The sequence below is a fragment of the Fodinicurvata fenggangensis DSM 21160 genome, from assembly GCF_000686045.1.
Classification (GTDB): Bacteria; Pseudomonadota; Alphaproteobacteria; order Kiloniellales; family DSM-21159; genus Fodinicurvata; species Fodinicurvata fenggangensis.
On record NZ_JMLV01000002.1, the window covers coordinates 475,951 to 498,314 of the forward strand.

Annotated in this window: 20 protein-coding genes; 17 read left to right on the forward strand and 3 right to left on the reverse strand. The window is 63.8% G+C overall.

Going from position 1 to position 22,364, the window contains the following annotated elements; translation table 11 throughout:
* Nucleotides 1-19: 19 nt before the first annotated feature.
* From BP38_RS0105440 to BP38_RS19205, 3 genes are read right to left on the reverse strand one after another with little or no spacing between them, the layout of a single operon-like run.
* Nucleotides 20-1,375, reverse strand: a complete 1,356-nt coding sequence (locus BP38_RS0105440) for an ActS/PrrB/RegB family redox-sensitive histidine kinase (RefSeq protein WP_245602326.1) — start codon at nt 1,373-1,375, stop codon at nt 20-22.
* Complete coding sequence (locus BP38_RS0105445) at nt 1,372-2,097, reverse strand: M48 family metallopeptidase (protein WP_051609002.1); 726 nt, start codon at nt 2,095-2,097, stop codon at nt 1,372-1,374. The genes BP38_RS0105440 and BP38_RS0105445 overlap by 4 nt, the downstream gene beginning before the upstream one ends.
* A 57-nt stretch (nt 2,098-2,154) precedes the next feature.
* Complete coding sequence (locus BP38_RS19205) at nt 2,155-3,030, reverse strand: methylated-DNA--[protein]-cysteine S-methyltransferase (protein WP_051609003.1); 876 nt, start codon at nt 3,028-3,030, stop codon at nt 2,155-2,157.
* 228 nt (nt 3,031-3,258) lie between these two features.
* Here BP38_RS19205 and BP38_RS0105455 point away from each other — a divergent pair, with 228 nt between their 5' ends.
* The 17 genes from BP38_RS0105455 to BP38_RS21645 all read left to right on the forward strand — a co-directional run bounded on the left by BP38_RS0105455 (nt 3,259) and on the right by BP38_RS21645 (nt 22,355).
* Nucleotides 3,259-3,681 carry a VOC family protein gene (locus tag BP38_RS0105455; protein WP_026986906.1) on the forward strand — a complete coding sequence of 141 codons (423 nt, stop codon included), beginning with the start codon at nt 3,259-3,261 and terminating at the stop codon, nt 3,679-3,681.
* A 35-nt stretch (nt 3,682-3,716) separates the two neighbouring features.
* Nucleotides 3,717-4,163 carry a YybH family protein gene (locus tag BP38_RS0105460; RefSeq protein ID WP_026986907.1) on the forward strand — a complete coding sequence of 149 codons (447 nt, stop codon included), beginning with the start codon at nt 3,717-3,719 and terminating at the stop codon, nt 4,161-4,163.
* 150 nt (nt 4,164-4,313) lie between these two features.
* Nucleotides 4,314-5,546: a hypothetical protein gene (locus tag BP38_RS0105465; protein ID WP_155992213.1), complete on the forward strand. Its 1,233-nt coding sequence runs from the start codon at nt 4,314-4,316 to the stop codon at nt 5,544-5,546.
* Between the two features lie 154 nt (nt 5,547-5,700).
* Nucleotides 5,701-6,468, forward strand: coding sequence for an SDR family NAD(P)-dependent oxidoreductase (locus tag BP38_RS0105470; RefSeq protein WP_035723658.1), 768 nt, complete (start codon nt 5,701-5,703; stop codon nt 6,466-6,468).
* 211 nt (nt 6,469-6,679) lie between these two features.
* Nucleotides 6,680-8,335, forward strand: coding sequence for a Na/Pi cotransporter family protein (locus BP38_RS0105475; protein WP_026986910.1), 1,656 nt, complete (start codon nt 6,680-6,682; stop codon nt 8,333-8,335).
* Between the two features lie 118 nt (nt 8,336-8,453).
* Nucleotides 8,454-9,101: a hypothetical protein gene (locus BP38_RS0105480; protein WP_026986911.1), complete on the forward strand. Its 648-nt coding sequence runs from the start codon at nt 8,454-8,456 to the stop codon at nt 9,099-9,101.
* Between the two features lie 5 nt (nt 9,102-9,106).
* On the forward strand, nt 9,107-11,104 hold the full coding sequence (locus tag BP38_RS0105485) for an MFS transporter (RefSeq protein WP_026986912.1): 1,998 nt from the start codon (nt 9,107-9,109) through the stop codon (nt 11,102-11,104).
* Nucleotides 11,105-11,190: 86 nt separating this feature from the next.
* Entirely contained in the window at nt 11,191-12,249 is a 1,059-nt protein-coding gene (locus tag BP38_RS0105490) for an ABC transporter substrate-binding protein (RefSeq protein ID WP_051609004.1), read from the forward strand.
* Complete coding sequence (locus BP38_RS0105495; RefSeq protein WP_026986914.1) at nt 12,246-12,926, forward strand: GNAT family N-acetyltransferase; 681 nt, start codon at nt 12,246-12,248, stop codon at nt 12,924-12,926. The genes BP38_RS0105490 and BP38_RS0105495 overlap by 4 nt, the downstream gene beginning before the upstream one ends.
* A complete protein-coding gene (locus BP38_RS19210) occupies nt 12,917-14,179 on the forward strand; it encodes an alanine racemase (protein WP_051609005.1) in 1,263 nt (420 codons plus the stop codon). The genes BP38_RS0105495 and BP38_RS19210 overlap by 10 nt, the downstream gene beginning before the upstream one ends.
* The gene (locus BP38_RS0105505) at nt 14,157-14,567 is read left to right on the forward strand and encodes an ATP-binding protein (RefSeq protein WP_026986915.1); all 411 of its coding nucleotides are present in this window, start codon (nt 14,157-14,159) and stop codon (nt 14,565-14,567) included. The genes BP38_RS19210 and BP38_RS0105505 overlap by 23 nt, the downstream gene beginning before the upstream one ends.
* A 12-nt stretch (nt 14,568-14,579) precedes the next feature.
* Nucleotides 14,580-14,912, forward strand: a complete 333-nt coding sequence (locus BP38_RS19215; protein ID WP_035723660.1) for an STAS domain-containing protein — start codon at nt 14,580-14,582, stop codon at nt 14,910-14,912.
* A 55-nt stretch (nt 14,913-14,967) separates the two neighbouring features.
* Nucleotides 14,968-16,743, forward strand: a complete 1,776-nt coding sequence (locus BP38_RS0105515; RefSeq protein WP_155992215.1) for a uracil-xanthine permease family protein — start codon at nt 14,968-14,970, stop codon at nt 16,741-16,743.
* Between the two features lie 63 nt (nt 16,744-16,806).
* Entirely contained in the window at nt 16,807-18,579 is a 1,773-nt protein-coding gene (locus tag BP38_RS0105520) for a solute carrier family 23 protein (protein WP_026986917.1), read from the forward strand.
* A gap of 83 nt (nt 18,580-18,662) precedes the next feature.
* Nucleotides 18,663-19,421, forward strand: a complete 759-nt coding sequence (locus tag BP38_RS0105525) for a hypothetical protein (protein ID WP_026986918.1) — start codon at nt 18,663-18,665, stop codon at nt 19,419-19,421.
* The gene (locus tag BP38_RS0105530) at nt 19,411-20,274 is read left to right on the forward strand and encodes a hypothetical protein (protein WP_026986919.1); all 864 of its coding nucleotides are present in this window, start codon (nt 19,411-19,413) and stop codon (nt 20,272-20,274) included. Before BP38_RS0105525 ends, BP38_RS0105530 begins: the two co-directional genes overlap by 11 nt.
* The gene (locus tag BP38_RS21645; protein WP_051609006.1) at nt 20,274-22,355 is read left to right on the forward strand and encodes a PP2C family protein-serine/threonine phosphatase; all 2,082 of its coding nucleotides are present in this window, start codon (nt 20,274-20,276) and stop codon (nt 22,353-22,355) included. Before BP38_RS0105530 ends, BP38_RS21645 begins: the two co-directional genes overlap by 1 nt.
* Nucleotides 22,356-22,364: the final 9 nt, after the last annotated feature.

The following is a 22,364-nucleotide window of genomic DNA, read 5'->3' on the forward strand; positions in this document are numbered from 1 at the left end:
CTTGAGTCCTCTGCTGACCCTATATAATGGAACGCGGCCAGGTAATGGCAACCTGTGCGCCACCTTCGGAGCGATTGGTGAAGGAGACTCTCGCCCCCAGGCGGGAGAGCAGTGTGCGGGCGATGAAGATACCCAATCCCATATGGTCCTCGTCGGCCCGTTCGTCACGTCCACTGGTCGAGACATAGGGATCTCCCAGGTCGCCCAGCACGGCTTCGTCGAAGCCAGGTCCGTCGTCCTCGATATGAATGCGGATTTCCGAATCGTCCCAGTCCAGCGTGACCGTGACCTGCTGACGCGCGAACTGCAATGCGTTCTGCAGCAGCGTGCCCAGGCCGTGCATCAAGCCGGGGTCCCGCGGCAGGAAGGGTTGCTGTTCCGGGCTGTAATCCGGATCAACGGCCGGCTCGGCGTGAATCCGAAAGTCGATGTCGTCACGCAGGAAAGGAGCTGCAGCGGCCTCGATCAGGCCGGTCAAGGGAAGGAGATGATAGGGTGTGTCCTTGTCCTCGTCGGGCCGACTAGCAAGTTCGCTGAGAATTCGCCGGCAGCGTTCGCTCTCCAGACGCAGCAGCGAGACATCTTCGCGCAAGTGGTCGGATTCACTGCCGCTCGGCAACTCGCGTTCCAGTTCCTTGGCGACCACGGCGATGGTGGCCAGCGGACTGCCCAGCTCGTGGGCGGCGGCGGCAGCCAGGGCTCCGAGCGAGGAAAGGCGCTGTTCTCGGGCAAGCGCCAGCTGTGAGGCGCCCAGGGCATCGGCCATGCGACGGGCTTCCAGGGCCAGTGAGGAGACATAGGCGGCGATGAAGACCACCGCCAGGATCATGGCGATCAGGATTCCCGCGACGTAGAGCGAGGGCAGGTAGAACTCTGGATAGGGCCATGGCAGGGGCAGGTACCAGATGCCCAGAAGCATGATGCCCAGTATGGCGACCACTGCCAGCTTGATGGTGCTGCGCCGGGACAGGGTGGCGGCCGAGACCACGACCGGTGCCAGGATCAGGATGGTGAAGGGGTTCTGCAGCCCGCCTGTGATGGCCAGCAGGGCGGTCAGTTGGATCAGGTCGCCGATCAGGTAGAGCGAAGCCACCCCGTCGCCCAACCAGACCGTGCCCCGGTGGCGCACGGCGGTCAGCAGGTTCATGAAGGCCAGCGCACCGATGATGAGCGCGGCCGGGACCAGAGGGACGTCGAAGCCCAGGCCGGCCTGGACCACCAACAGGGCCAGGGTCTGGCCCAACACCGCCACCCAGCGGATGAAGATCAGGGTGCGCAGGCGCACGCGTCCGCCGGTCACGGTCATGCCCGAGAGCAGGTCGGGACTGTCCGGTACGACCGGGGGCATTCGGCTTTCGGGCGCCTCTTCGCTCATGCAGAAGCTCCATAGCGCAGCAGGCTTTTTCCCTCACGCCGCAACCAGGCGCGGGCGGATTCGAAATCGCTTTTCATGTCCTTTACCAGGCGCCAGTAGGCGCGGGAATGATCGAGATGGACCAAGTGGACCAGTTCGTGCACCACGACATAGTCGAAGACCTCCCTGGGGGCAAAGACCAGGCGCCAGGAGAAACTGAGATTACCACTGGATGAACAGCTTCCCCAGCGGCTGGTGGTGTCGCGAACCGTGATGCGGCCCAGAGGCCGCGCTTCGGATGGAAGTTGATGGCTGCGCTGGCGCGCCTCCTGGATCAACTGCTGGCGGGCGTGTGTCCTCAAGAAGTCCTCGATTCGTCGGGGCAGGTGGTCACGATGCCCAGAGACATTCAGGATCCCCGGTTCCAGCCAGACCCCTCGACGGGCGTGCGGGCAGTGTCGTATGGCATGCAACTCACCCAGGATGGGCAGTTCCTGGCCGGCGGCGAAGGGCACCGGCGCGGGCAGCGTGGCGCGGCGTTGTGCGATCCAGCCGCTCTGGCTCTTCAGGAAGGCCTGGACCTGCCGGGGGCTGACACTTGGGGGTGCGGTGACCTGCAGACTGCCGTCGCGCGCGGCCAGGCGCAGAGTGATTCGGCGGGCCCGGGGCGAGGTGCGCAGGCGATAGGTGAGCTGCTCCCCTGACAGCTCGATCTTGCCGGTCTGCGTGTCCCCTCTTCTCATGCCGGGAAGGTAGGCCAGCCGCGCCGTTCGGGCAACGACAACCGCGCAAGGCCCCGGTCAGTCGGCACCTGCCTCCTGGCGCAGCAGGCGGCGCTTGCGCGCAACGCCCCAGCGGTAGCCACCCAGTCCGCCGTCGCTGCGCAGGACACGATGGCAGGGGATGACAAGCGAGACGGGATTGCTGCCGCAGGCGCGACCAACGGCCCGCTGGGCCTTGGGCAGGCCCAGGCGTTCGGCTATCTCGGCGTAACTGCGGGTCTCGCCGTAGGGAATGGCCACCAGCTCGTTCCAGACCCGCCGTTGGAAAGCCGTGGCCCGGATATCGAGCGGCAGCTCGAAATGAGGCATCTGCCCCTCCAGGTAGGCCAGTACCTCCGCAAGCGGCTCCTCGACGGCAGCCTGGTCGCGGCGTAGTTCGTCGGCGCCGTGAAACTCTGCGCGCAGTTCCTGTTCGAGGCTCTGCGAATCGGCGCCCAGGGCGATAAAGCAAAGCCCGTGCTCCGTGGCGGCCAGGAGCAGCTGCCCCAGGTCGGAGGGCGCGAGCCCATAGACGATTCGGGCACCGCGGCCCCCGCGGGCGTAGGTTGCCGGTGTCATGCCGAGCGCGTTGTCGGCGCTTTCGTAGAGACGGCTGGAAGATCCGTAACCCGCTTCATAGAGGGCGCGCGTGACGTTGCCGGTGCGCCGCAGCTCGCTGCGCAGGCGTCCCTCGCGAAGCGCCTGGGCATAGTCGCGGGGTGTGACGCCGGTAACCCGCTTGAAGAGGCGGTGCGTTGACCAGGGACTGAGCTCAGCGATGCGGGCCAGGTCCTGAAGCGGCACGGGCGTGCCCTCCGCCGATTCCAATTCGGCACAGAGGCTTTCCACCAAGCGGGTCTCGACGCCATCCTGGTCGCTCGGAGTCTTGTTCAGCGATAGTTGTGGGCTCTGCATGTTTCTATCCCATTTTCGCAGTGAAGGCCCTCAGGGCTTCATAGTGCCGTCTGTTGACTTCAGGCCAGAATAGCCCGTTGGGGCGCCCGCAGGCTATCCGCTGTTTGCAGTGTCTGCGAAATGGCTGGAAGGCTTGACCGAGCCGGTCATTCGGGGAAAGGTGACCCACAGGAATTCACTGGGAAATGGCCGGTTGGTTGTTTCCATGAAGAGACAAGAGGTTTTTGCATGACGGCGCTACCGCCCTTCCATCTTGCATTTCCCGTTGCCGACCTGGAGCAGACCCGCAGCTTTTACGTCGATGTGTTGGGCTGTTCGGTGGGGCGGGAATCCGATCGCTGGATCGATTTCAACTTCTATGGTCACCAGATCACGGCGCACTTGCGCCCCGAGGAAACAAAAGCCGTCAGCGCCAGCGAGGTGGATGGCAAGGCGGTTCCTGTTCGACACTTCGGCGCCATCCTGGATTGGGAAATTTGGCATGAACTGGCCGAGCAGCTGAAGGCCGCCGGTATCGATTTCGTGATCGAGCCCTATGTGCGCTTTCCCGGGGAAGTGGGCGAACAGGCGACCATGTTTTTCAAGGACCCCAGCGGAAATGCCCTGGAATTCAAGTCCTTCCGCGACATGAGCCAGGTTTTCGCACACTGACCGGCCAGGCTGGCAGATATTATAGTGAAGGAAGCATGAGCGAGGGGGCATGGATCATGGATTCCGATGAAAAGGCCATCGAGGAAACTCTGGGCAAGCTGCTGGAAGGTTTCCGGCGACGCGATGCCGAGCTCTTCAAGGAAGTCTACAGCGAGGATGCCGACTGGACCAATGCCTTCGGCCGGACGCTGAAGGGCCGCGATACCATCGTCGATTATCTGCGCGAACTCTTTGCCGATTCCAATTTCTCGGACGGCGAGATGAAGGGCGCACCCGAGGTCGATGTCCGGCAGGTCAGCGAGAACGTGGTCCTGGTCAAGACCTATATGGAAATCGCCGGACAGAAGACCGTGCAGGGCGGCACCCTGCCGACCCGACGGAATCACTCCCTGAAGGTGCTGCACCGCGCGTATGACGGCAACTGGCGCATCGTCTCGGAAATCTACATGGACGCGCGCGACGAGGTTACCCACCGGCACTGAGGCCTTTTGCCAGTGGCTTGGGCAGGCCACTCATAACAATAACAAGGAAGACACATGAAGCCGGTTGCAGGAAGGCTTGCCTGGTCCAGACTGTTACCGGGCCTTGTTGTTTTGCTGTTGCTTCTCGCAGCCTGGACTTCGCTTTCAAACATGGTTCTGCCGGGCCGCATTGCCGGTCTTCTGGCTTTGGTGATCACCGTGGGCGCCATTCTCAGGCACAAAGATTTTGTGCGCTGGATCGCCCTGTTTCTGGGGGGAAGCGGGGTGATTCTGGCCTATCTGCGCGATGATTGGATCGCCGTGCTGGATGGCCTCGCGCGCGCGGCCATCTTTGCCTCCTTCCTGGCCTGCCTTTACGGCTTGCGCAGTTTTGTCCAGTCCGCCCCGCGGCTTCGGGAAGTCCAGGATGCCTTCGTTGCTTTCCGCCCGGCGTCTCGGCGTGGCGCCGTTCAGTTCCTGGGGCTGGTCTTCTCGGTGCCGCTCGCGGTGGGAACGGTCAGCGTCGTTGCGCCGCTGATTGCCCGTCAGAAAGAACCGCAGGTGCGCGAGGAGACGGCGAGTTGGGCACTCAGGGGCATGGGACTGGCGGTGCTGTTTTCACCATTCACCGTGGCGATGGGCGTTATCACGACGGCCCTGGGTGAACGCCTGTCTTTCGGCCTGCTCATCGGCAGTGGCTTCCTGCTCGCCCTGACCCTGGCGGCTGTTCCGCACGTTCTGGGAATTTGCCGTTTCCCTCGGCGTCTCTCGCCACAGTTCTGGCAGGCCCTTGGGCGGGTGCTTTTGCCCGTCCTCTTGCTGATCGCGGCCAACCTGACCCTGGTTTTCAGTTTCGGTTTCTCGCCACCCGAGGCGACGATCCTGCTGGTGCCCCCCATGGGGCTGCTTCTGGGCTGGATCCGAGGCGCAGGCGCGCGGGCCCAGATGATTTCCGTGACGCTCGATGCCTGGCGACGCTTTGACAGCGAGGTGTCGATCTTCGTCGGGGCGCTGGTCTTTGCCAGCGTCATAACCGGGGTTCCCGAGATTGCCAGCCTGGTAGAGCGCGTTGCCGGCGATTTCGGACCCGGCGCCCTGATTGCCATTGCCATGGTCGGCATTGCCGTGCCGACAGCCCTGGGACTTCACATGGTGGTGACGGTCACCATCCTCCTGACCGTTTTTGCACCTGCCATGCCCGACAGTTTGCATCTCGTGCTGCTGGGACTGGCCGGGCTCTTGGGCTGGGCTTTCGGGGCGATGGCGGCGCTGGGCTCCATTGCCTTCCTTGCGGCGACGCGCATCTTCGAGGTCTCGGCCTACCGACTAGCGCTTGGCAGCAACTTTCGCTTCATGACGGCGGTCATGCTGCTGCTGATCGTGATTTCGCTAGTCATCGGCTAGGCAGGATGGCTCCATGCGCGCTCCTGTCTCCGGCCATGATTTCGCCAGCGCAGCCTGAGATGGACCTGCTCGGTCATCTTGCCCATGATAGAGGGGCCAGCGCATTTGCAAACGGCCCAAGACGTCCAGCACATAATGGTAGAGGAGTTCCAGCATGACGGCCATCACCCTGCCTGAGAAAGCCCTTGTCACCGGTGCCACAGCCGGGATCGGCGAGGCGACTGCGGCGGCGCTTTGCGAGGGAGGCACCCGGGTCCTGGCCCTGGGGCGCCGGAAGGCGCGGCTGGAGTCACTGGCACAGCGCTATCCCGAACGGCTGATACCGGTGGAACTGGACCTGGGAGCTCGCGAGAAGACTCGCAGTGACCTGATGGAACTGGCCGAGGCGCATCCGGACCTGGATCTCCTGGTGGCCAATGCCGGCCTGGCCCTGGGGCGCGGTGCCGCCCAGGACACCCCCTTCGAGGACTGGGAGCGCATGGTGGACGTCAACGTCCACGGCCTGATGGCGACAGTTCATGCCTTCCTGCCCAAGATGGTGGCCCGGGGGAAGGGCGACATCATCATGGTCGGCTCCACCGCGGGTGAGTATCCCTATCCGGGCGGACATGTCTATGGTGCGACGAAATCCTTCGTGCGGCAGTTGGGCAGCAACCTGCGTGCCGACTTGCTGGGCACCGGTGTCCGGGTCACGGTGCTGGAACCCGGTATGACCCACACGGAGTTCTCGGAAGTACGCTACAAGGGCGACCGTGACACGGCCGAAGCGGTCTATCAGGGCACGCGGCCACTGGAGGCCGACGACCTGGCGGAGAGCATCCTTTGGCTGGCCAGCCGTCCTGCGCACGTCAACGTGACACGCCTGCAGATGATGCCCACCGACCAGGCCAATGGTCCCATGCGCGTCCATCGCCAGGAATGAAGCCGCGCCTTTGCAGGAGGCGTGGCAAACTCCAGGAAAACCTTGCCTGGACAGGTGCTCGTGAACTACCTCTTAGGGCGGCCGGAATAACCTAAAGGGGAAGCAAGTGCCGGAAAGGCAGCCAGGACGGGCAGGCAGGGACGGAAGACAGTGCATTTGTCGTTTCTCGGACTCGATTGCATGGCTGCAGCGGGCCGGGTTCTGAGACGTCATGGAGCTGTTCGCCACCTTCTTCGCTGGCCTGGGCCTGCTGTTCATCGGCATCCACTTCATCGGCGATAACCTGAAACGCCTGACCGGACGCAACTTCCGTCGTCGGGTCACGATCGCCACGAAGAGTCACTTTTCCGCTGCCAGCGTTGGTATTCTGGCCGGCGGCCTGACCCAGAGCAGCAATGCCGTCACCCTGATCGCCATCAGCATGATCCAGGCCGGCCTGGCCGGTGTGTCGGCCGTGATGCCCCTGGTGGCCTGGTCCAACGTGGGAACGGCCGGCCTGGTGCTTCTCTCGGCTGTGGACCTGCGCGTGATGGTCCTGTTCCTGCTTGGTATGGTGGGCCTAGCCTATTACTTCAACATCGACCGATCCCTGAAATATCGCCACGTTGCTGGGGCCCTGCTGGGCATCGGCCTGCTCTTCTTCGGCCTTCAGCTGATGAAGGAGGGGGCGGCACCCCTCACGGGGATGGACTGGGTGGTGGACCTGCTGCAGCTGACCGCCCGCCACGACCTGCTGGAATTTCTGGCCGGCCTGCTGTTTGCGCTGGTGCTGCAATCCTCGGCGACGGTCACGATCATCGCCGTCTCCATGGTCTCCTTGGGTATCCTGACTTTCGACCAGTCGGTGCTGCTGGTCCTGGGGGCGGGGCTTGGCTCCGGCATCGGTGCCGGGCTGACGGCCTACAATCTTGAAGGCACGGCGCGCCAGCTGGCGCTTTCCCAGGTCCTCTACAAGTTCCTGGGTGCCATCTTCATTCTGGCGCTCTTCTACCTGGAACTCTATACGGACGTGCCCCTCCTGCGGGCGGCTGTGGAACGGGTGACTCCCGAGCTCGGGATGCAGCTGGCCCTGATCTTCCTCATCATACAGGTCTCCAGTGCCCTGTTGGGTTCGTTGCTTCAGCATCCCCTGGAGCGCCTCTGCGCCCTGGTCTCGCCCGTGGCGCCCCATGAGGAATTGGCAAAACCTCGCTATATCTACCAGCAGGCCCTGGATGACCCCGAATCCGCGCTCGATCTCATCGAGCGCGAGCAGCAGGATATTCTGGCGCGGTTCCCCGGCTTGTTGCCCGTTGAAGGAGAGAAGGCCCCTCGACCGGAGCAAGGGCAACGCATACTGGACGCCACGCGCAGCCTCTGTACGGAGCTGGAGAACTTCCAGTCGGAATTGCTGGAACGGCGTGTCAGTGGCCATGTCCTGGAAAGCGCAATGACTCTTCAAAATCGCAATGTGCTGTTGGTGGCACTATGCGAGGCGCTCGAAAATTTCCTGCACGCCCTGGACAAGATGGTCGATCCGGAGCGCTATGAACAGGCCGTGCTGGAAGACCTCGTCAGGCAGGAACGGGAACAAGGGGTCGGCCTGGTCGATACCCTGGTCGAGGTTTTGCATATGCTGCTGGAAAGCCTGCGTGATCTTGGTGTGGATGGGGACGAGCTGGATCGCACGCTCCTGCGCAGCATGACGGGAGATCATTCGGAAACCATGGAGAGCATCAGGCGCCGCATGCTGCGCGAAGAGGCAGGCATGGAGCAGGAACGCCGTGAACAGCTTTTCGAGACAACCCGTGTGTTCGAGCAACTGGTCTGGCTGATCCGCCGCTATGCCTCATCGATCAGTCCTGCCGAGGGCCGGGAGGCTTCCTGATGACGATCGCGAGCAGGCTTGCCGCCTTGGCCAGCGGACTCTACCGTAGGGTAGGTGTGTTGAATCCTGTCCTGTTCACCAGAGCGGTTTCGGGGGCACAGAGGCGGCATCGCTCTTCATGATCCATCGTATCCTTCCCTTCTTCATGCTCATCATCGCCTTCAGTCTGGGGCTGGGGGCCTACATGAGCTATGAAGCCGTGCGCTCTTCCTTTCTGGGCACGCTTTCGCAGCGCATGCAGACCGTGGGTGACCAGATCGCCACCGCCATTCGCAGCAGCCAGTCCTTCGGTATTGAATTGGAGGAGCAGACGACCCTGCCGGCCCTTCTGCAGAGGGAGGCCGTGGCCGTGCGCTACCTGAAGCGGATCGATGTGGTCACCGCGCATGGCGAGGTGCTCTACAGCAGCCAGCCCGAGCAGGTGGGGCGCTCGCCGGAGGGTGACGCGCGCTGGACTGTGGAAACCGGCCTCTCGAATGACCTGGGCGAGACGATAGGCAGTGTTGTTGTCCGGATGGATGCCCTGGCCGCGCAGGCGACCATTCGGCAATTGGCTGGTGACCTGGCCCTGCGCAGCCTGCCCATCGTCCTGGCCGCACTCCTGCTGGCGGGCCTGGGGTTGCTGCTGATCCTGCGTGCCCTGAAGCGCCGTGCCGAACACCTGGCGCCGCCAAGTGAGCCGCTGCGCGCCGCGCGGCCGCAGGTGCAGGAACTTGAGGATACCTATCGGCGTGCTGCCGCCGAGCTCGACGGTGGAAGGACCTGAGGGCTATGCCGGGAGTGTCCAGGCTGCGCGCTCAAGCGGTGGGGATCCGCACCCAGATCGCCCTGCTGCTCGTGGCTGTTCTGGCGCTTGGCTATACATCGGTGACGCTGGTTTCGGTCCAGGTGGGCGAGCGCCTGCTGCTGCCTGAGGTCAAGCAGAGTGCCGAAATCACGGCCCAATCGCTCGCACGTCAGGTCGAAGGCGCCCTGGAGCTGGGCGTTCCTCTGCGCGAACTGGTGGGCGTCGAGGAGTCTTTCAGCGAACGCCTGGAGGACAGCCAGGCCTTTGCCGCCATAGCACTGGAAGCGCGTGATGGTGGCGACGACTTCAGGATATCCAGCGGCCGCTCAAGGGACTTTGAAACACAGGCCACTGCACCGGTGCTTCAGGGTGGCAGCGTCGTTGCCCGGGTGATGGTGACCGTGGACGAGCGCTTTACCCAGCGCCTGGTACGTGACCTCTGGATCAACCTGGGCATCATCCTGTTGATCACCGTGCTGATCGGACTGGAGCTTTACAGCCTGATCTTCGGGCGGCGGATGGCGGCAAGCCTGGATGGACTGGAAAGCCGGCTTCAGGCTCTGTCCCGGGGTGACCTGCGGTCCCACCCCCCGGTTCCCGAGGAGGACAGCGCGCCCAGCGGAACCCCCGGCCATTACGTTTCGCGCATCGATAGCGAGCTGGGGCGGCTGCATCGGCGCCATCAGGAAATCCGCCAGCGTATTCGCGGTGACAGCCAGCTTGCCGCCCGTCTGAACCGCCTGGCAGAAAGCTTTGGCCTGGCGGCACGAACCAGTGCGGGAGCAGAGCGGGCACAGGCCATTCGTCCGCCCCTGTTCTTCTTCATGTTCGCGCACGAGATGACGCGGCCCTTCCTGCCTGCGCATGTGGAGCGCTTGGCGGCGGGGCTTGCTTGGATTTCGCCGGAATTTGCCGTCAGCCTGACCCTGGGACTGTTCATGGCAGTGGTGGCCGCCCTACAGATTCCCCTTTCGCTGATGACGGCGCGCTGGGGGCGGCGGCCGTCCTTCCTGGCCGGCGCGGCCGTGGCCGTCGTCGGCTATGGGTTGGGGGCGCTGTCTCCTGGCTTCATAAGCTTCTCCCTGGCCTTCGCCCTGGTCGCCGTCGGTTTCGCCCTGGTCTTCGCCGCCTCGCAGGGCTTCATTATCGACCGGACCGAAGGGCGATCGCGCACACTTGGCATGACAGTCATGGTGGGGGCCATCATGGTGGCTGCCCTCTGCGGACCGCCACTGGGCGGCCTGCTATCCGATCGGCTGGGCTCGGTGGCGGCCCTCTGGGTCATTGCCGCGCTGACACTCCTCAGCTTCTGGCTGTGCCTGGCCGGCCTGCCGCGGGATGAGGCGAGGAAGGCGAAGGAGGAATCTGCCTCCCGGGGGGCGAAGGCGCGCGGGCGCTGGCGGCGCCTTCTGGGCACGCCTGTGTTCATGACCCTGCTTGTGGGGTGCGCATTGCCGGCCAAGCTGGTGCTGACGGCGCTCTGCTTTTACCTGGTGCCCGTGCATCTGTTGTCCGTCGGTGCCAGTGAGGCCGAGATCGGGCGGCTACAGATGATCTATCCCGTGGCGACGGTGCTGCTGGTCCCGCTGTTCTCGCGCCTGGCCAGCCGCGACAATCGCGCCCTGCCCTATGTGGTGGGCGGACAACTCCTGACCGGACTGGCAAGCCTGATCGTGCTGGGCGGCAGCCATGAACTGGCCATTGCACTGCTGCTGCTGGTCTTCGGGGTGGCCCAGGCCATGCTGATCACGCCACAGGCCAGCCTGGTCGGACAGCTTGCCGCCAGTCGTGGCGAGAAGCTCGACGAGGATGCAGCCTATGGTTTGTATCGCTTGCTCGAGCGCAGTGGCAGTGCCATCGGACCGATCCTGGCCGGCCTGTTGCTGGTCAGCGTCGGCTTCGTCCCGACAGTCCTGGTTCTGGGGGGCATCTCCGTGCTGGGCGGCCTGTCCTTCCTGGCCGCCCATCGTATGTCATCTTAAAGGGTTTTTTGTGACCCAGGAAAGGCTTATGCTACCAAGGCGTTTGTCGCGTCCTGCGGGGCGGCGATTCTTTCGGGGAGGCCAGCATGAAGGATAGTGCGCACAGCGACTGGCATCTCTGCCTGATCGATGGCGGGATGACGCGCCGCCGTGCCCTGAAACTGGCCGGCGCCGGAACGCTGGGCGCCATGATCGCGGGCAACGGATCCGCCCGCGCACAGCAACGTCCACATATCTACATGGTCACCTATCGCGGTGAGACCGATGTGGAGCGCGGCTTCTTCGATTACCTGGAAGCCCAGGGCCTGGATGCCGACTTCACCCGCCGCGATATCGACCGCGACAACGACCGCCTGCCGGAGTTGGTCGAGGAAATTCGCGCGTTGCAGCCGGACCTGGTCTACACCTGGGGCACCTCGGTGACCCTGGGCATAGCGGGCCGCCATGACAGCGACACGCCGGAGCAGCATATCCGCGATATTCCCATCGTCTTTGCCCTGGTCTCGGCCCCGGTCCAGTCCGGCATCATTCCCGAACGCACGGCGCCGGATCGCAATGTCACGGGCGCCATTCACGTGGTGCCGCCGGAGACGCAGCTGCGTGCCATGCAGGCCTACCGCCCCTTTGAGCGCCTGGGCGTGCTCTATAGCCGGAACGAGGAAAACTCCGTGGTCATTGTCCAGGACCTGGAGAAACTGGCCGAGGAGATGGGGTTCACCCTGCTGGCCCAGCCCTTTGTGGAGGATGACCGCGGGCGCCCCACGGCCGAGGGCGTCGAGGATCTGGTGCAGAGCCTGAAGGACCAGGGCGCCGACTGGCTCTATTACCTGCCGGACACCTTCCTGGGAACGATCTATGATCGTGTCTCGCCCGCCGCCTTGCAGGCCGGCCTGCCCACCTTTGGTGCGGCCGAGCTGGCCGTGCGCGAAGGGGGCGCCCTGGTCGGGCTGGTCAGCCGCTACTACTCGGTGGGACAGCTGGCGGCGTCCAAGGCGATTGCGGTCTTGCGCGATGATGCGGATATCGCCGGGATTCCGGCGGAAACCCTCAGCCGCTTCTCGTTGATCATCAACATGCAGGTGGCCAAGGAGCTGGAGCTCTATCCACCATTGGCCATGCTGAACTACGCCGAGGTTCTGACATGACGTCAGCGGCCGGTGCCCTGCAGGCCGAAGGATTGACGACCCGTCGCTTGGGCCCGGCCGATGCCGATACCGTACTGGCCCTGCATCGGCACGCCTTGCAGGCCATTGCCGATCCGCAGTGGGTCAGGCCCGAGAACCCGGAATTCTTTCATGAAGTCCTGGGGCCAGGTGGCAGCGGCATTGGCGCATTCGATTCCGAGGACAGTCTGGTGGCCTATGCCCTGATCCAGACAGAGCTGGAGGCCGATGACCTGGCAAATCTGATCTGGACCGACGGACGGACCGAGGGCGTTGCCAAGCTCTGCGGCTCCGCTGTCGCCCCGGAGTGGCGCGGCCGCAACCTGCAGCAGGCGCTATCGGTCGAACGCCTGCACCTGGCGAGCTCCCTGGGCCTTGACCGCCTGTTTGCCACGGCGGCGCCCGGCAATGCGGCCAGCTGGATCAGCCTGATCAATGCCGGCTTGCAGATCGCCAGGCTGGGTCTACGGTATGGCGGGCGTCTGCGCTACACCCTGGTGCGCGACGAGATCCATCCTCTGGAAGAGGCTGTACCGGCCCTGCGGGAGTTGCAGGACCTGGAGGGCCAGAAGGAACTGCTGGCCGAGGGCTGGCGGGGTGCAAGGCTTGTGGATTCCGACCAGGGTGCACGCCGGCTGGAGTTCCGCCCATGTCCCTGATGTCGGCAAGTCCGGACAGCCAGGCGCTCACCCGCCGGCCAGCAGCGGCCCGCGCCGTAGTTCATATCGACCTGTCCGCCCTGGTGAGGAACTATCGGTCCCTCTGTGCGCAGGCGGTGAACTGCGAGGTTTCCGCGGTGGTTAAGCGTGATGCCTATGGCCTGGGGCTGGACGCGGTCGGCAGGGCCCTGTCCGGGGCCGGGTGCCGCAGTTTCTGGGTCGACGATTACGAGGAGGGGCTGCGCCTGCGCGCCTGCCTGCCGAAGGACAGGCGCATCCTTGTGATGGAGGGCCTCTTTGCCCGTTCGCCATCGGACTATGCGGACGCCGGCCTGATCCCGGTTATTGATCAACCGGAGGAGCTTGAGGCCTGTGCGCGTTTCGGCGCCGGCGAAAGGCCCTTCCCCCTGGTCCTGAACCTGGACACGGGTCTGGCCCGCACGGGCATGCCCGAGGCGGAGCTGCGCAGGCTTGCGGAAAGGCACGATCTGCTGGAGCGGATCTCCCTGGTCATGGTCATGACGACCCTGCGCGATTTCGAGCAGCCGGCCAATCCGGTCAATGCCACGCAGCTTTCAAGCTTGAAGGCGCTTGCTAAGCTGTTGCCCGAGGCGCCCTTGAGTGCGGCTACCTCGTCATTCGTCTATCACGATGCCAATTGGCACCTGGACATGGCACGGGCGGGCAGTGCGCTCTATGGCGTGCATAGCGCGACGCTGACGAACTATCACTGCGCGCCGGTGGTCACGGTTGAAGCCCCTGTGCTTTCGGTGCGCGAGATCGCGGCCGGCCAGGCCGTCAGCTATGGCGGTCCGCGCCTGGAGCAGGCCTTGCGTGTGGCGACCCTGGGCATCGGCTATGCCGACGGCTTGCCGGAACGCTTTTCCCAGACCTGTCGCGCTTTCCTGGGCACGCAGGCTCTGGATTTCCTGGGCAGCGAGGCCATGACGCTCAGCACGGTGGATGTCTCGGCCCTGCCCGTCGGATATCCGCAGCGTGGTGCGATGGTTCAGATTGTCGGGCCGCAACAGGACATCAATGCGGTAGGCCATGCTCTGGGCCTCAATCCCAATCGGGTGCTGACGGGCTTTGGTTCACGCGCGCGGCGATGCTATTACCATGACGAGAAGCATTCGGGGGGTGACGCGATCATGGACGGGCAGCAGGCGTGCGCCTCGATGGAGGGGGCGACGTCCGCAGAGGAGGTCATCGCGGGAAAACGGGGGCAACGTGAAGATCACGCTGGAGAATAGCCTCTCGAACCTGGATCGCCTGGAAGCAGAGGTGGAACGCTTCTGCGAAGCCGAGGGCATCGCGCAGGCGGATGCCCTGCAGTTGAACCTGGTTCTGGAAGAACTCTTCACGAATATCGTGTCCTATGGCTATGACGACGATGCCGTGCATCAGATCACAATCACCCTGGAATCCGGATCCGAGGGAATCCGGGCGCAGGTGGTGGACGATGCCAAGGCCTTCAATCCTCTGGGGGTCGATGCGGCCGACACCACCTCTCCGGTGGAGGAGCGGGGGATCGGAGGGCTGGGCATCCATTTCCTGAGGAAGATGACCCGGGATCAGGATTACCAGCGCAAGGATGGCCGAAATCATCTGACATTCGTCAAACCGGTCGAGACAGGCTGAAAGGAGCAGGTCGTGGATATCAACGAGTACAGTAACAAGAACGTGCATGTCATGGCGGTGAGCGGACGGTTGGACAGCAATACCTCGAAGCAGTTCGAGGATGTGATCTGCGAGCGCATGCAGGAGCAGCCGGCCCTGGTGGTGGACCTGGAGCATGTGGACTACATCAGCTCCGCTGGTCTCCGGGTCCTGCTGAAGGCCGCCAAGATCGCCAAGTCGAACAGTCACAATTTGGCTCTGGGAGGACTGAAACCCCAGGTCCAGGAGGTTTTCGACATCAGTGGCTTCACCTCCATCTTCTCGATCCATCCAAGCAGCAAGGCGGCTTGCGACGCCCTTCAATAGGAATCGTAATCCTCGGTGGGGGTAGTCCGACGGTTCATGATTCGGGGGGAATAGGGTGCTGCAGAATGCGTTGAGATGGTTGCGCGCGCGGCCCGTGGGACAGCTACGTGAAAAACCCGAGGAGCTTCTCTACGGATTCGAGGAGCGGCCGCCTCTCAATATCCTGCTGGTGATCGGCTTTCAGCACACCCTCCTGGTCATGATGCTGCTGATCTACGCCGTCGTGGCGGCGCGCTCCACCGGCATGGATGCAGCGGGAACAATGACTTTTGCCACCAGCACCCTGTTCGTGCTGGGGATCAGCGCCATCCTGATGGGGTTGCGCACGCGGCTGACACCGGGTGTGCCACTGATCAACATACCCAGTCCGGTCCAGCTGGCCACTTACATCGCGACTGTTTCGCTGTACGGCCTTGGCGCGGCCATGGGGGCGATCATCGTCTCGAATGTCCTGCTGATCTTCCTGGTTCCCTACCTGCCGCGCCTGCGCGCCTTTTTCCCCCCCGAGGTCATTGGCGTGATTGTCCTGATGCTCGGGATCGAGCTGATCTCCGGAGGCGTGTCCCGCAGCGTGGGCTTGAGCAGCGGCACGGAGGTTTCCCTGGATGCTCTTCTGGTGGCGCTGGGGACACTGGCGGGCATCATCGTGGCTTCGGTCTGGGGATCCACGCGGTTGCGCATCATGGCGGTCCTGCTGGGCGCCGTGATTGGTGTCCTGCTGTCCGGATTTCTGGGATTCATCGATTCCGATAGCCTGGCCACGATTTCCGGGCAGGCCTTCTTTGCCGTTCCGTTGGTTGGCCTGGACCTGCCGATGCCGGAATTCGTGCCCATGGCCATCCTGCCTTATCTGCTTGTCGAGCTCATGGGGGCCATGGAGCAGATGGCAAGCAGCCTGACCATCGACAAGATCAGCAACAGGAAATGGCGCCGCGCCGACATGTTCCTGGTCTCGCGCTCGGCCCTGACCATCTTTGTCAGCAATATCCTGCACGGAGCCGCGGGCCTGACGTCCTGTTGCTCCTCCTCGGCCAACATAGGCCTGGCACATGCCAGCGGAGTGATGTCGCGTCACGTTGCCTTTGTTGCCGGGATCATGATGATGCTCATTGCCTTCCTGCCGGTGATTGCCGGCCTGGTGGTGCTGACGCCTGAGCCGGTTGTTGGCGGCATCCTGGTCTATACGGCGGCCTTCATGATCGTTGCCGGCATGGAGCTGATCCTGTCGCGCATGCTGGACATGAAGCGCAGCTTCACGGTGGGCCTGTCCATCGTCATCGGTTCATCCCTGCTGATCCTGCCGAACCTGGCGGAGGATGCGCCGGAATGGAGCCGGACGATACTGGAATCGGGTCTGATCGTGGGTTCACTCTGTGCAGTTGGCCTGAATATCCTGTTTCGCATCGGCATCAAGAAGACGGCGCGCACAGAGCTGGAAAGCGATCATCCTGGCGCGGAAATCTCGGAGTTCCTGGAGCATCACGGCAAGGTCTGGGGCGCGCGGGAGGAGGTTATCCGGCGTGCCGGCCTGGCTGTCGGAGAAGTCATCGAGATCCTGCGGGATGCCCAGGCCGTGAAGGGTCCGGTTACACTGACCGTTCATTTCGATGAAGTCGATGTTGTCTGTTCCCTTTCCTACCAGGGACAGATGCTCACTTTGAACCAAGGGGGGCAGGTGGACCTGGATGCGCTCCTGGAGGATGAGGACGATACGGCTCTGGAGGCCAGCATGATGCAGGTCTCCTCGACGATGATCACCCGATTGGCGGACCGGGTGCGCGCCTTTGAACGAGGAGGGACGGCAAGGGTTGTTCTGCACTTCGAACACTGAGGGCTGCCTCTGCGTGCCGTTGTCCGGGCCGGTGAAGCGACCCTGTGATGGGCAGGGGGCGTGATGGCAGGTATCCTGAAATGGCTGCTCACGCCGCCGCCGGAACCCGAGCGCGTCCAGCCAGAGGAAATCATCTACAGGCTGAACGACAGGCCACCCGTGAAGGTCCTGCTTGCCGTTGCCGGCCAGCACAGCCTTCTGGCCTTGATGCTGATGGTCTATGCCCTGCTGGCCGCGGCGGCGCTGGATCTGGGATATGCGGAGACCATTTCCTTTGTCAGCAGCAGCCTGTTGATCCTGGGGCTCGGGACCTTCTTGCAGGGGCTGCGCAGCCGTATTACGCCCGGTGTGCCCCTTGTCAGCATTCTCAGTCCTGTGCCGCTTGCGACCTATGTCACCATTGCCAGTCTCCATGGCCTTGGTGCGGCGATGGGGGCGATCATCGCTGCCAACCTGATCCTGATGCTCCTGGCGCCCTACCTGCCGCGTCTGCGCGCCTACTTCCCGCCTGAAGTCATCGGTGTCGTCATCCTGCTGCTGGGCATGGAACTGGTGTCCAGCGGCGTATCGCGCAGCGTCGGCCTGAATGAGGGGACTGAGGTCTCCGGCGCCCAGGCCCTTGTGGCGCTCGGGACCCTGGTCGGCATTATCGCAGCCTCGGTCTGGGGGTCGATGCGATTTCGCATCATGGCGGTGCTGATCGGGACGGTGATCGGCAGCCTGCTCAGTCTATGGCTGGGCCTGTTCGATTTCCAGGCCCTGGAACGGCTGGAGGAGCAGGCCCCCCTGGCCCTGCCCTGGCAGAGCGTCAGCTTGCCGATGCCGGAGCTCGTGCCCATGGCTATCCTGGCCTTCCTTGTTGTCGAGCTGTTCGGTGCCATGGACCAGTTGGCGGTCAGCCTAACCATCGACAAGCTGAACAACAAGAAATGGCGGCGCGCGGACATGAACCTGGTCTCGCGGTCGGTCATGACCAACTGTTTCCAGAATATGCTGCTGGGTGCTGCGGGCCTGATTTCAGGGGGTGCTTCCAGTGCACATGTCGGCCTGGCGCACGCCAGTGGGGTCATGTCGCGCTATGTGTCCCTCATGACGGGCACCATCATGATGGTGCTGGCATTCATTCCTGCGATTGCCACACTGGTTGTGCTGACGCCGGAGCCTGTGGTGGGTGGTGTCCTGATCTATACGGCCGCTTTCCTGATCGTTTCCGGGATGCAGCTCATCTTTTCGCGCATGCTCGACATGAAGCGCAGTTTCACGGCCGGCCTGTCGATCGTGGTCGGCATGTCGCTGTTGATCCTGCCACGCATCACCGAGCAGGCGCCGGACTGGAGCGAGACGATCGTCGGCTCCGCCTTGATGGTGGGTTCGCTTTGCGCCATCGGGTTGAACCTGCTGTTCCGCATCGGCATCAAGAAAACGGCACACACCGTTCTGGAGAACGATCACCCCGGCTCGGAGATAGCGGAGTTCCTGGAGCATCACGGCAAGATCTGGGGGGCACGCGAAGAGGTCATCCGGCGCGCCGGTCTGGCAATCGGCGAGGCCGTTGAGGCCCTGCAGGGCGCTGAGGTCGTCGCGGGGCCCGTGACACTGACGGTGCGCTTCGATGAGGTCGACGTGGTCTGCGCCCTGTCCTATGAAGGCCGGAAGCTCAAGCTGGGCCAAGGCGGGCCGGTGGACCTGGAAGCATTGCTGGAGGATGAGGACGATGCAGCCCTGGACGCCAGCATGATGCAGGTCTCCTCGACGATGATCATGCGCCTGGCCGATCGTGTGCGTGCGTTCGAGCGGAAGGGCCGCGCCAATCTGGTGCTGCAGTTCGAGCATTGAAGGACAAGAGGGGAAGTGGGCAGGCATGATTCGATCCGGTCGGCACAGCGGGACAAACCTTCCAACGGGACGTGGGGGACAGCATGCGACTTGAACTGCGCCAGGGCCTGATACTCGTCCTGTCGGTGTTGCTGGGCCTGGCCGTGATCTTCGCCGTGACCCAGACACTGCTTTCCCAGCTTTCGCGCAGCCAGCAGGAAGCGCGGCTGGAGTTCCAGCTGGACAACCTGCGTGCCGACATCGAAGCGAACCTGCAGCTGGGGTTTCCCATCGACGAAATCACGCCGGCGCAGGACTTGATCGAGGAAGCCCGGCGCAATGACCCGACCCTTCTGGCACTGGACATCTTCACGCCAAATGGCATTTCGCTCTACAGCACGGACCGCGGCGTGATCGGTGAGCCGGTGCCATCGGCCTGGCTGGAAGCCATCGCCGAGGCCGATACCGAGGGGCGCTGGACCCATGACAGCCGGGGCGAGATGCTCCTGGGGCTGCCGATCCGGAATGACCTGGGTGAAAGCGTGGCACAGATCGTCAGTGTCACCTCGGCGCAGCAGATGGAGGCGCGCGCCAGCGGTCTGCAGCGCGCGCTGATCCTGCACGCGCTCTGGATTGTGCCCTTGGCGGCTGTGCTTGCCATCCTGCTGTCTGTTTGGCTGACGCGTCGTGAGTCCTGGCGTTTCCGTCAGGCAGCGGTCCGCTTGCACGGCGGAGACGCGGTGCAGCCCCCGGGAACGGACCTGGAGCACAAGGCGGCGCGCGCGAAGCGCGAGAGCGAGCAGGCGCTGGAAAGCCTGCATGCGGCCGGCCGTCGGCTGGAGGAGGTTGGCGATGGCCTCTGACAGCCGGATTCACAGCCGGATTCAGCGTATTCTTGCGACTCGGCGCGGCTGGCGGGCTGCGGCCATTGGCCTGGTCTTCCTGCTGGTAATTCTGGCCGGCCTGCCGGTGATCTGGCTGGGCCTCGCTCACATGGAGCGAGAGTTGGCCAGCGAGCGCGCGGCCTCCCAAAGGGCCATGGGCGATGTCATGACGCGCGAGATCGGACAGGCGTTGTCCTATGGCATTCCCCTGTCGGCCATTCCCGATTTGGAGAGCTATCTGTCCGAAACACGCGAACGCCTGCCTGTCGTGGCTGCCGTTGAGGTGCGCCAAGACGGCCAGGCGGTCGCGGGTGCCGGGGCCTCAGAGGCCCTGGAAAGTGATGAGGTCATGACGCTGCCCTTGCGGGCCAACGGTCAGCAGCAGGGCGAACTGCTTTTGGCTCGTCAGCCGGGAGAACTGGACCAGGCGCTGGGCCCCTTGAGCCAGAGCCTGTTACTGGCGGCCCTGGTGGCGGCCGGCCTGGCGACGTTGGCCGGTTGGTTGCTGACCTGGCGCCCGCAACAGGCTGCGGAAGCGGAGCTTGAGCAGGAACTGGATGCTGTCAGTCAAGGCGACTTCACGGGCGCCGAGCCCAGGCACAGGGGCCTGCCCAGCGATTTGACCCTGTCGGCCCTGCGTGAGCTGAAGGGCCGTGTGAACGCACGCTATTACCTGGTCTGGCAGCAGGCCGCTGGACTGCGGGCCATTGATTTCGACGAAAGCCTGACGGAACCGGTTTCCGCGGTCATGGAACCCTTGGAGCGCGCGCGTCGTTTTCGCAAGGAGGCGCCGGAACTGGGCGGATCGGTCGATCCAGAGGGGAGGCTGTGATGCTGTTGCGCACACGCATTTCCCTGATCTTCCTGGTGGGGCTGGTCATCCTGGCCCTGGGACTTCTGTGGGCGGCCGACCTGCGCGAACGCGAAAGCCAGGCCCGATTCACCGAGGTTGCTCTGACCGGGCAGGAGGCCCTGTGGCAGCAGCTTGTCGGACGTGAAAGCGCCAGGCTGGCTGAACTGCAGGCCCCCCTCCAGTCGGATCGGCGCCTGGCCATGGCAGCGGCCGAGGGGACACGCTCGGAAACCGGACTGGCCTTGCGCGCCGTATTGCGGCAAAGCGGCCTGGCCCCTGATGTGGTTGAGGTCGCCGCCGCGGATGGCAGTGTGGTCCATTCCAATCGCATGGAGGTCAATGCCGGGCGTGTCCTGGACCTGACCAGCCTGGCCGAGGTCGCAGCCGGTACAACTCTCAGCGGTCTCTGGCAGGATCGCAGTGATCGCTTCCTGGTCGTTCATGCCTTCCCGCTTTCGGCAGATACCGGCGATGAAGAAGAGTCCCTCGTGGTGACGCTGGGCAGCAACGCGGAGAATTTGTTACAGTCCTTCTCCCGAACCCTGGAGGCACCGGCTTATCTGGTGAATCCGCGCGGGCGCATGGTGATCGGCAGCGATGCGGAGCTGTGGGACCGGCTGGAACCGGAATTGCCGCTGCGCCAGGCCAGTATGGAGACTCTGCCGGCGGGCAACAGTCTCTATTCCCTCAGCAGTGTGCCGGTGGAAGACCTGAATGAAGGGCAGGCCGGACTGTTGGTGACCCTGCGCGATGCGACGGCGCCCCTGTCCCGTCTGCGCAGCATCGAGTTGATGACCCTGCTGGGTGGTTTGGCCTTCCTTCTGTTGACGGCGCTGGGGATGCATCTCTATCTGCGCAGCTCCTTCCGGCCCCTGGAGCAGTCCATCGATACGCTGAACGCCCTGGCCCGACAGGACCAGCGGGATGGACAGGGCCAGGCAGGCGGCGACGAGATCCATCGCATCGGCATTGCCATCGGGCAGTTGCGGCGCAGCCTGCAGAGCTTGAGTGACCTGCGCTTGCAGCGTGAGCGCCAGCGCCGCCGACAGGAGCGCCTGATCCGCACCCGCCTGCAGGAATTGGCAGGCGCCCTGGATTCCGATTCCCGCAATGAGATCATGGAGATCCTTGAAAATGCCGACCAGGCTCAGGACACCAAGGGCCTGGCCGACAGCGCGGCCCAGGATCACGACCTGGTCTTCCTGGCCAACGTGCTGCAGCTGCTCTCGCGCCGCGTCACGGAACAGCATCAGCGCCTGAACGACCTGATTGCCGAGTTGCGCGATGCGCTGATCACCAAGACCAAGCTGGCCGGTATCCAGCAGGAGCTGGACATTGCCCGGCGCGTGCAGCTGGCGCTGGTGCCCACCGACTTCCCGAAATTGCCTGGAGCCGAGGTGCAGGGCGGCATGACGCCGGCCAAGGAAGTGGGTGGCGACTTCTTCGACTTCTTCCAGATCACGGAAGACAGCTATGCCCTGATGGTGGGCGATGTCTCGGGCAAGGGGGTGCCGGCAGCCCTCTTCATGGCGATCTCGCGCACCCTTCTGCGTGCCACGGCGCGTTACGAGCGCGATCCCGCGCGCTGCGTGAAGAGCGTCAACGACCTGCTGGCCAGCGAGAACGAGCAGATGCTATTCGTGACCTTGTTCTATGCCATCATCAACATCCGCACGGGCCGCCTGGACTATGTGAACGCCGGGCACAATCCGCCGCTTCTGGTGGATGACGCCGGCAAGAGCCGCTATCTGCCGTCCACCGGCGACATGGCGCTGGCCGTCATGGACGACGTGGGCTTCACCAATGAAAGTCTGGAGGTGCAGCCGGGCGAAACGCTGCTGGTCTTTACCGACGGCATCACCGAGGCCTTCAATAGCGAGAACGAGGCCTATGGCGAAGATCGGCTGCAGGTTGTCGCCGAACGCCTTCAGAAGGCGGATGGCAGCGTGGCCGACTGGGTCGGTGGCCTGATGGCGGATCTTGAAGACTTCGTCGGCGAGGCGGAACAGTCCGACGACATCACCTATCTGGCGATACGCACGCGTTCCGGGGAGGTCTAGCGGCGTTCG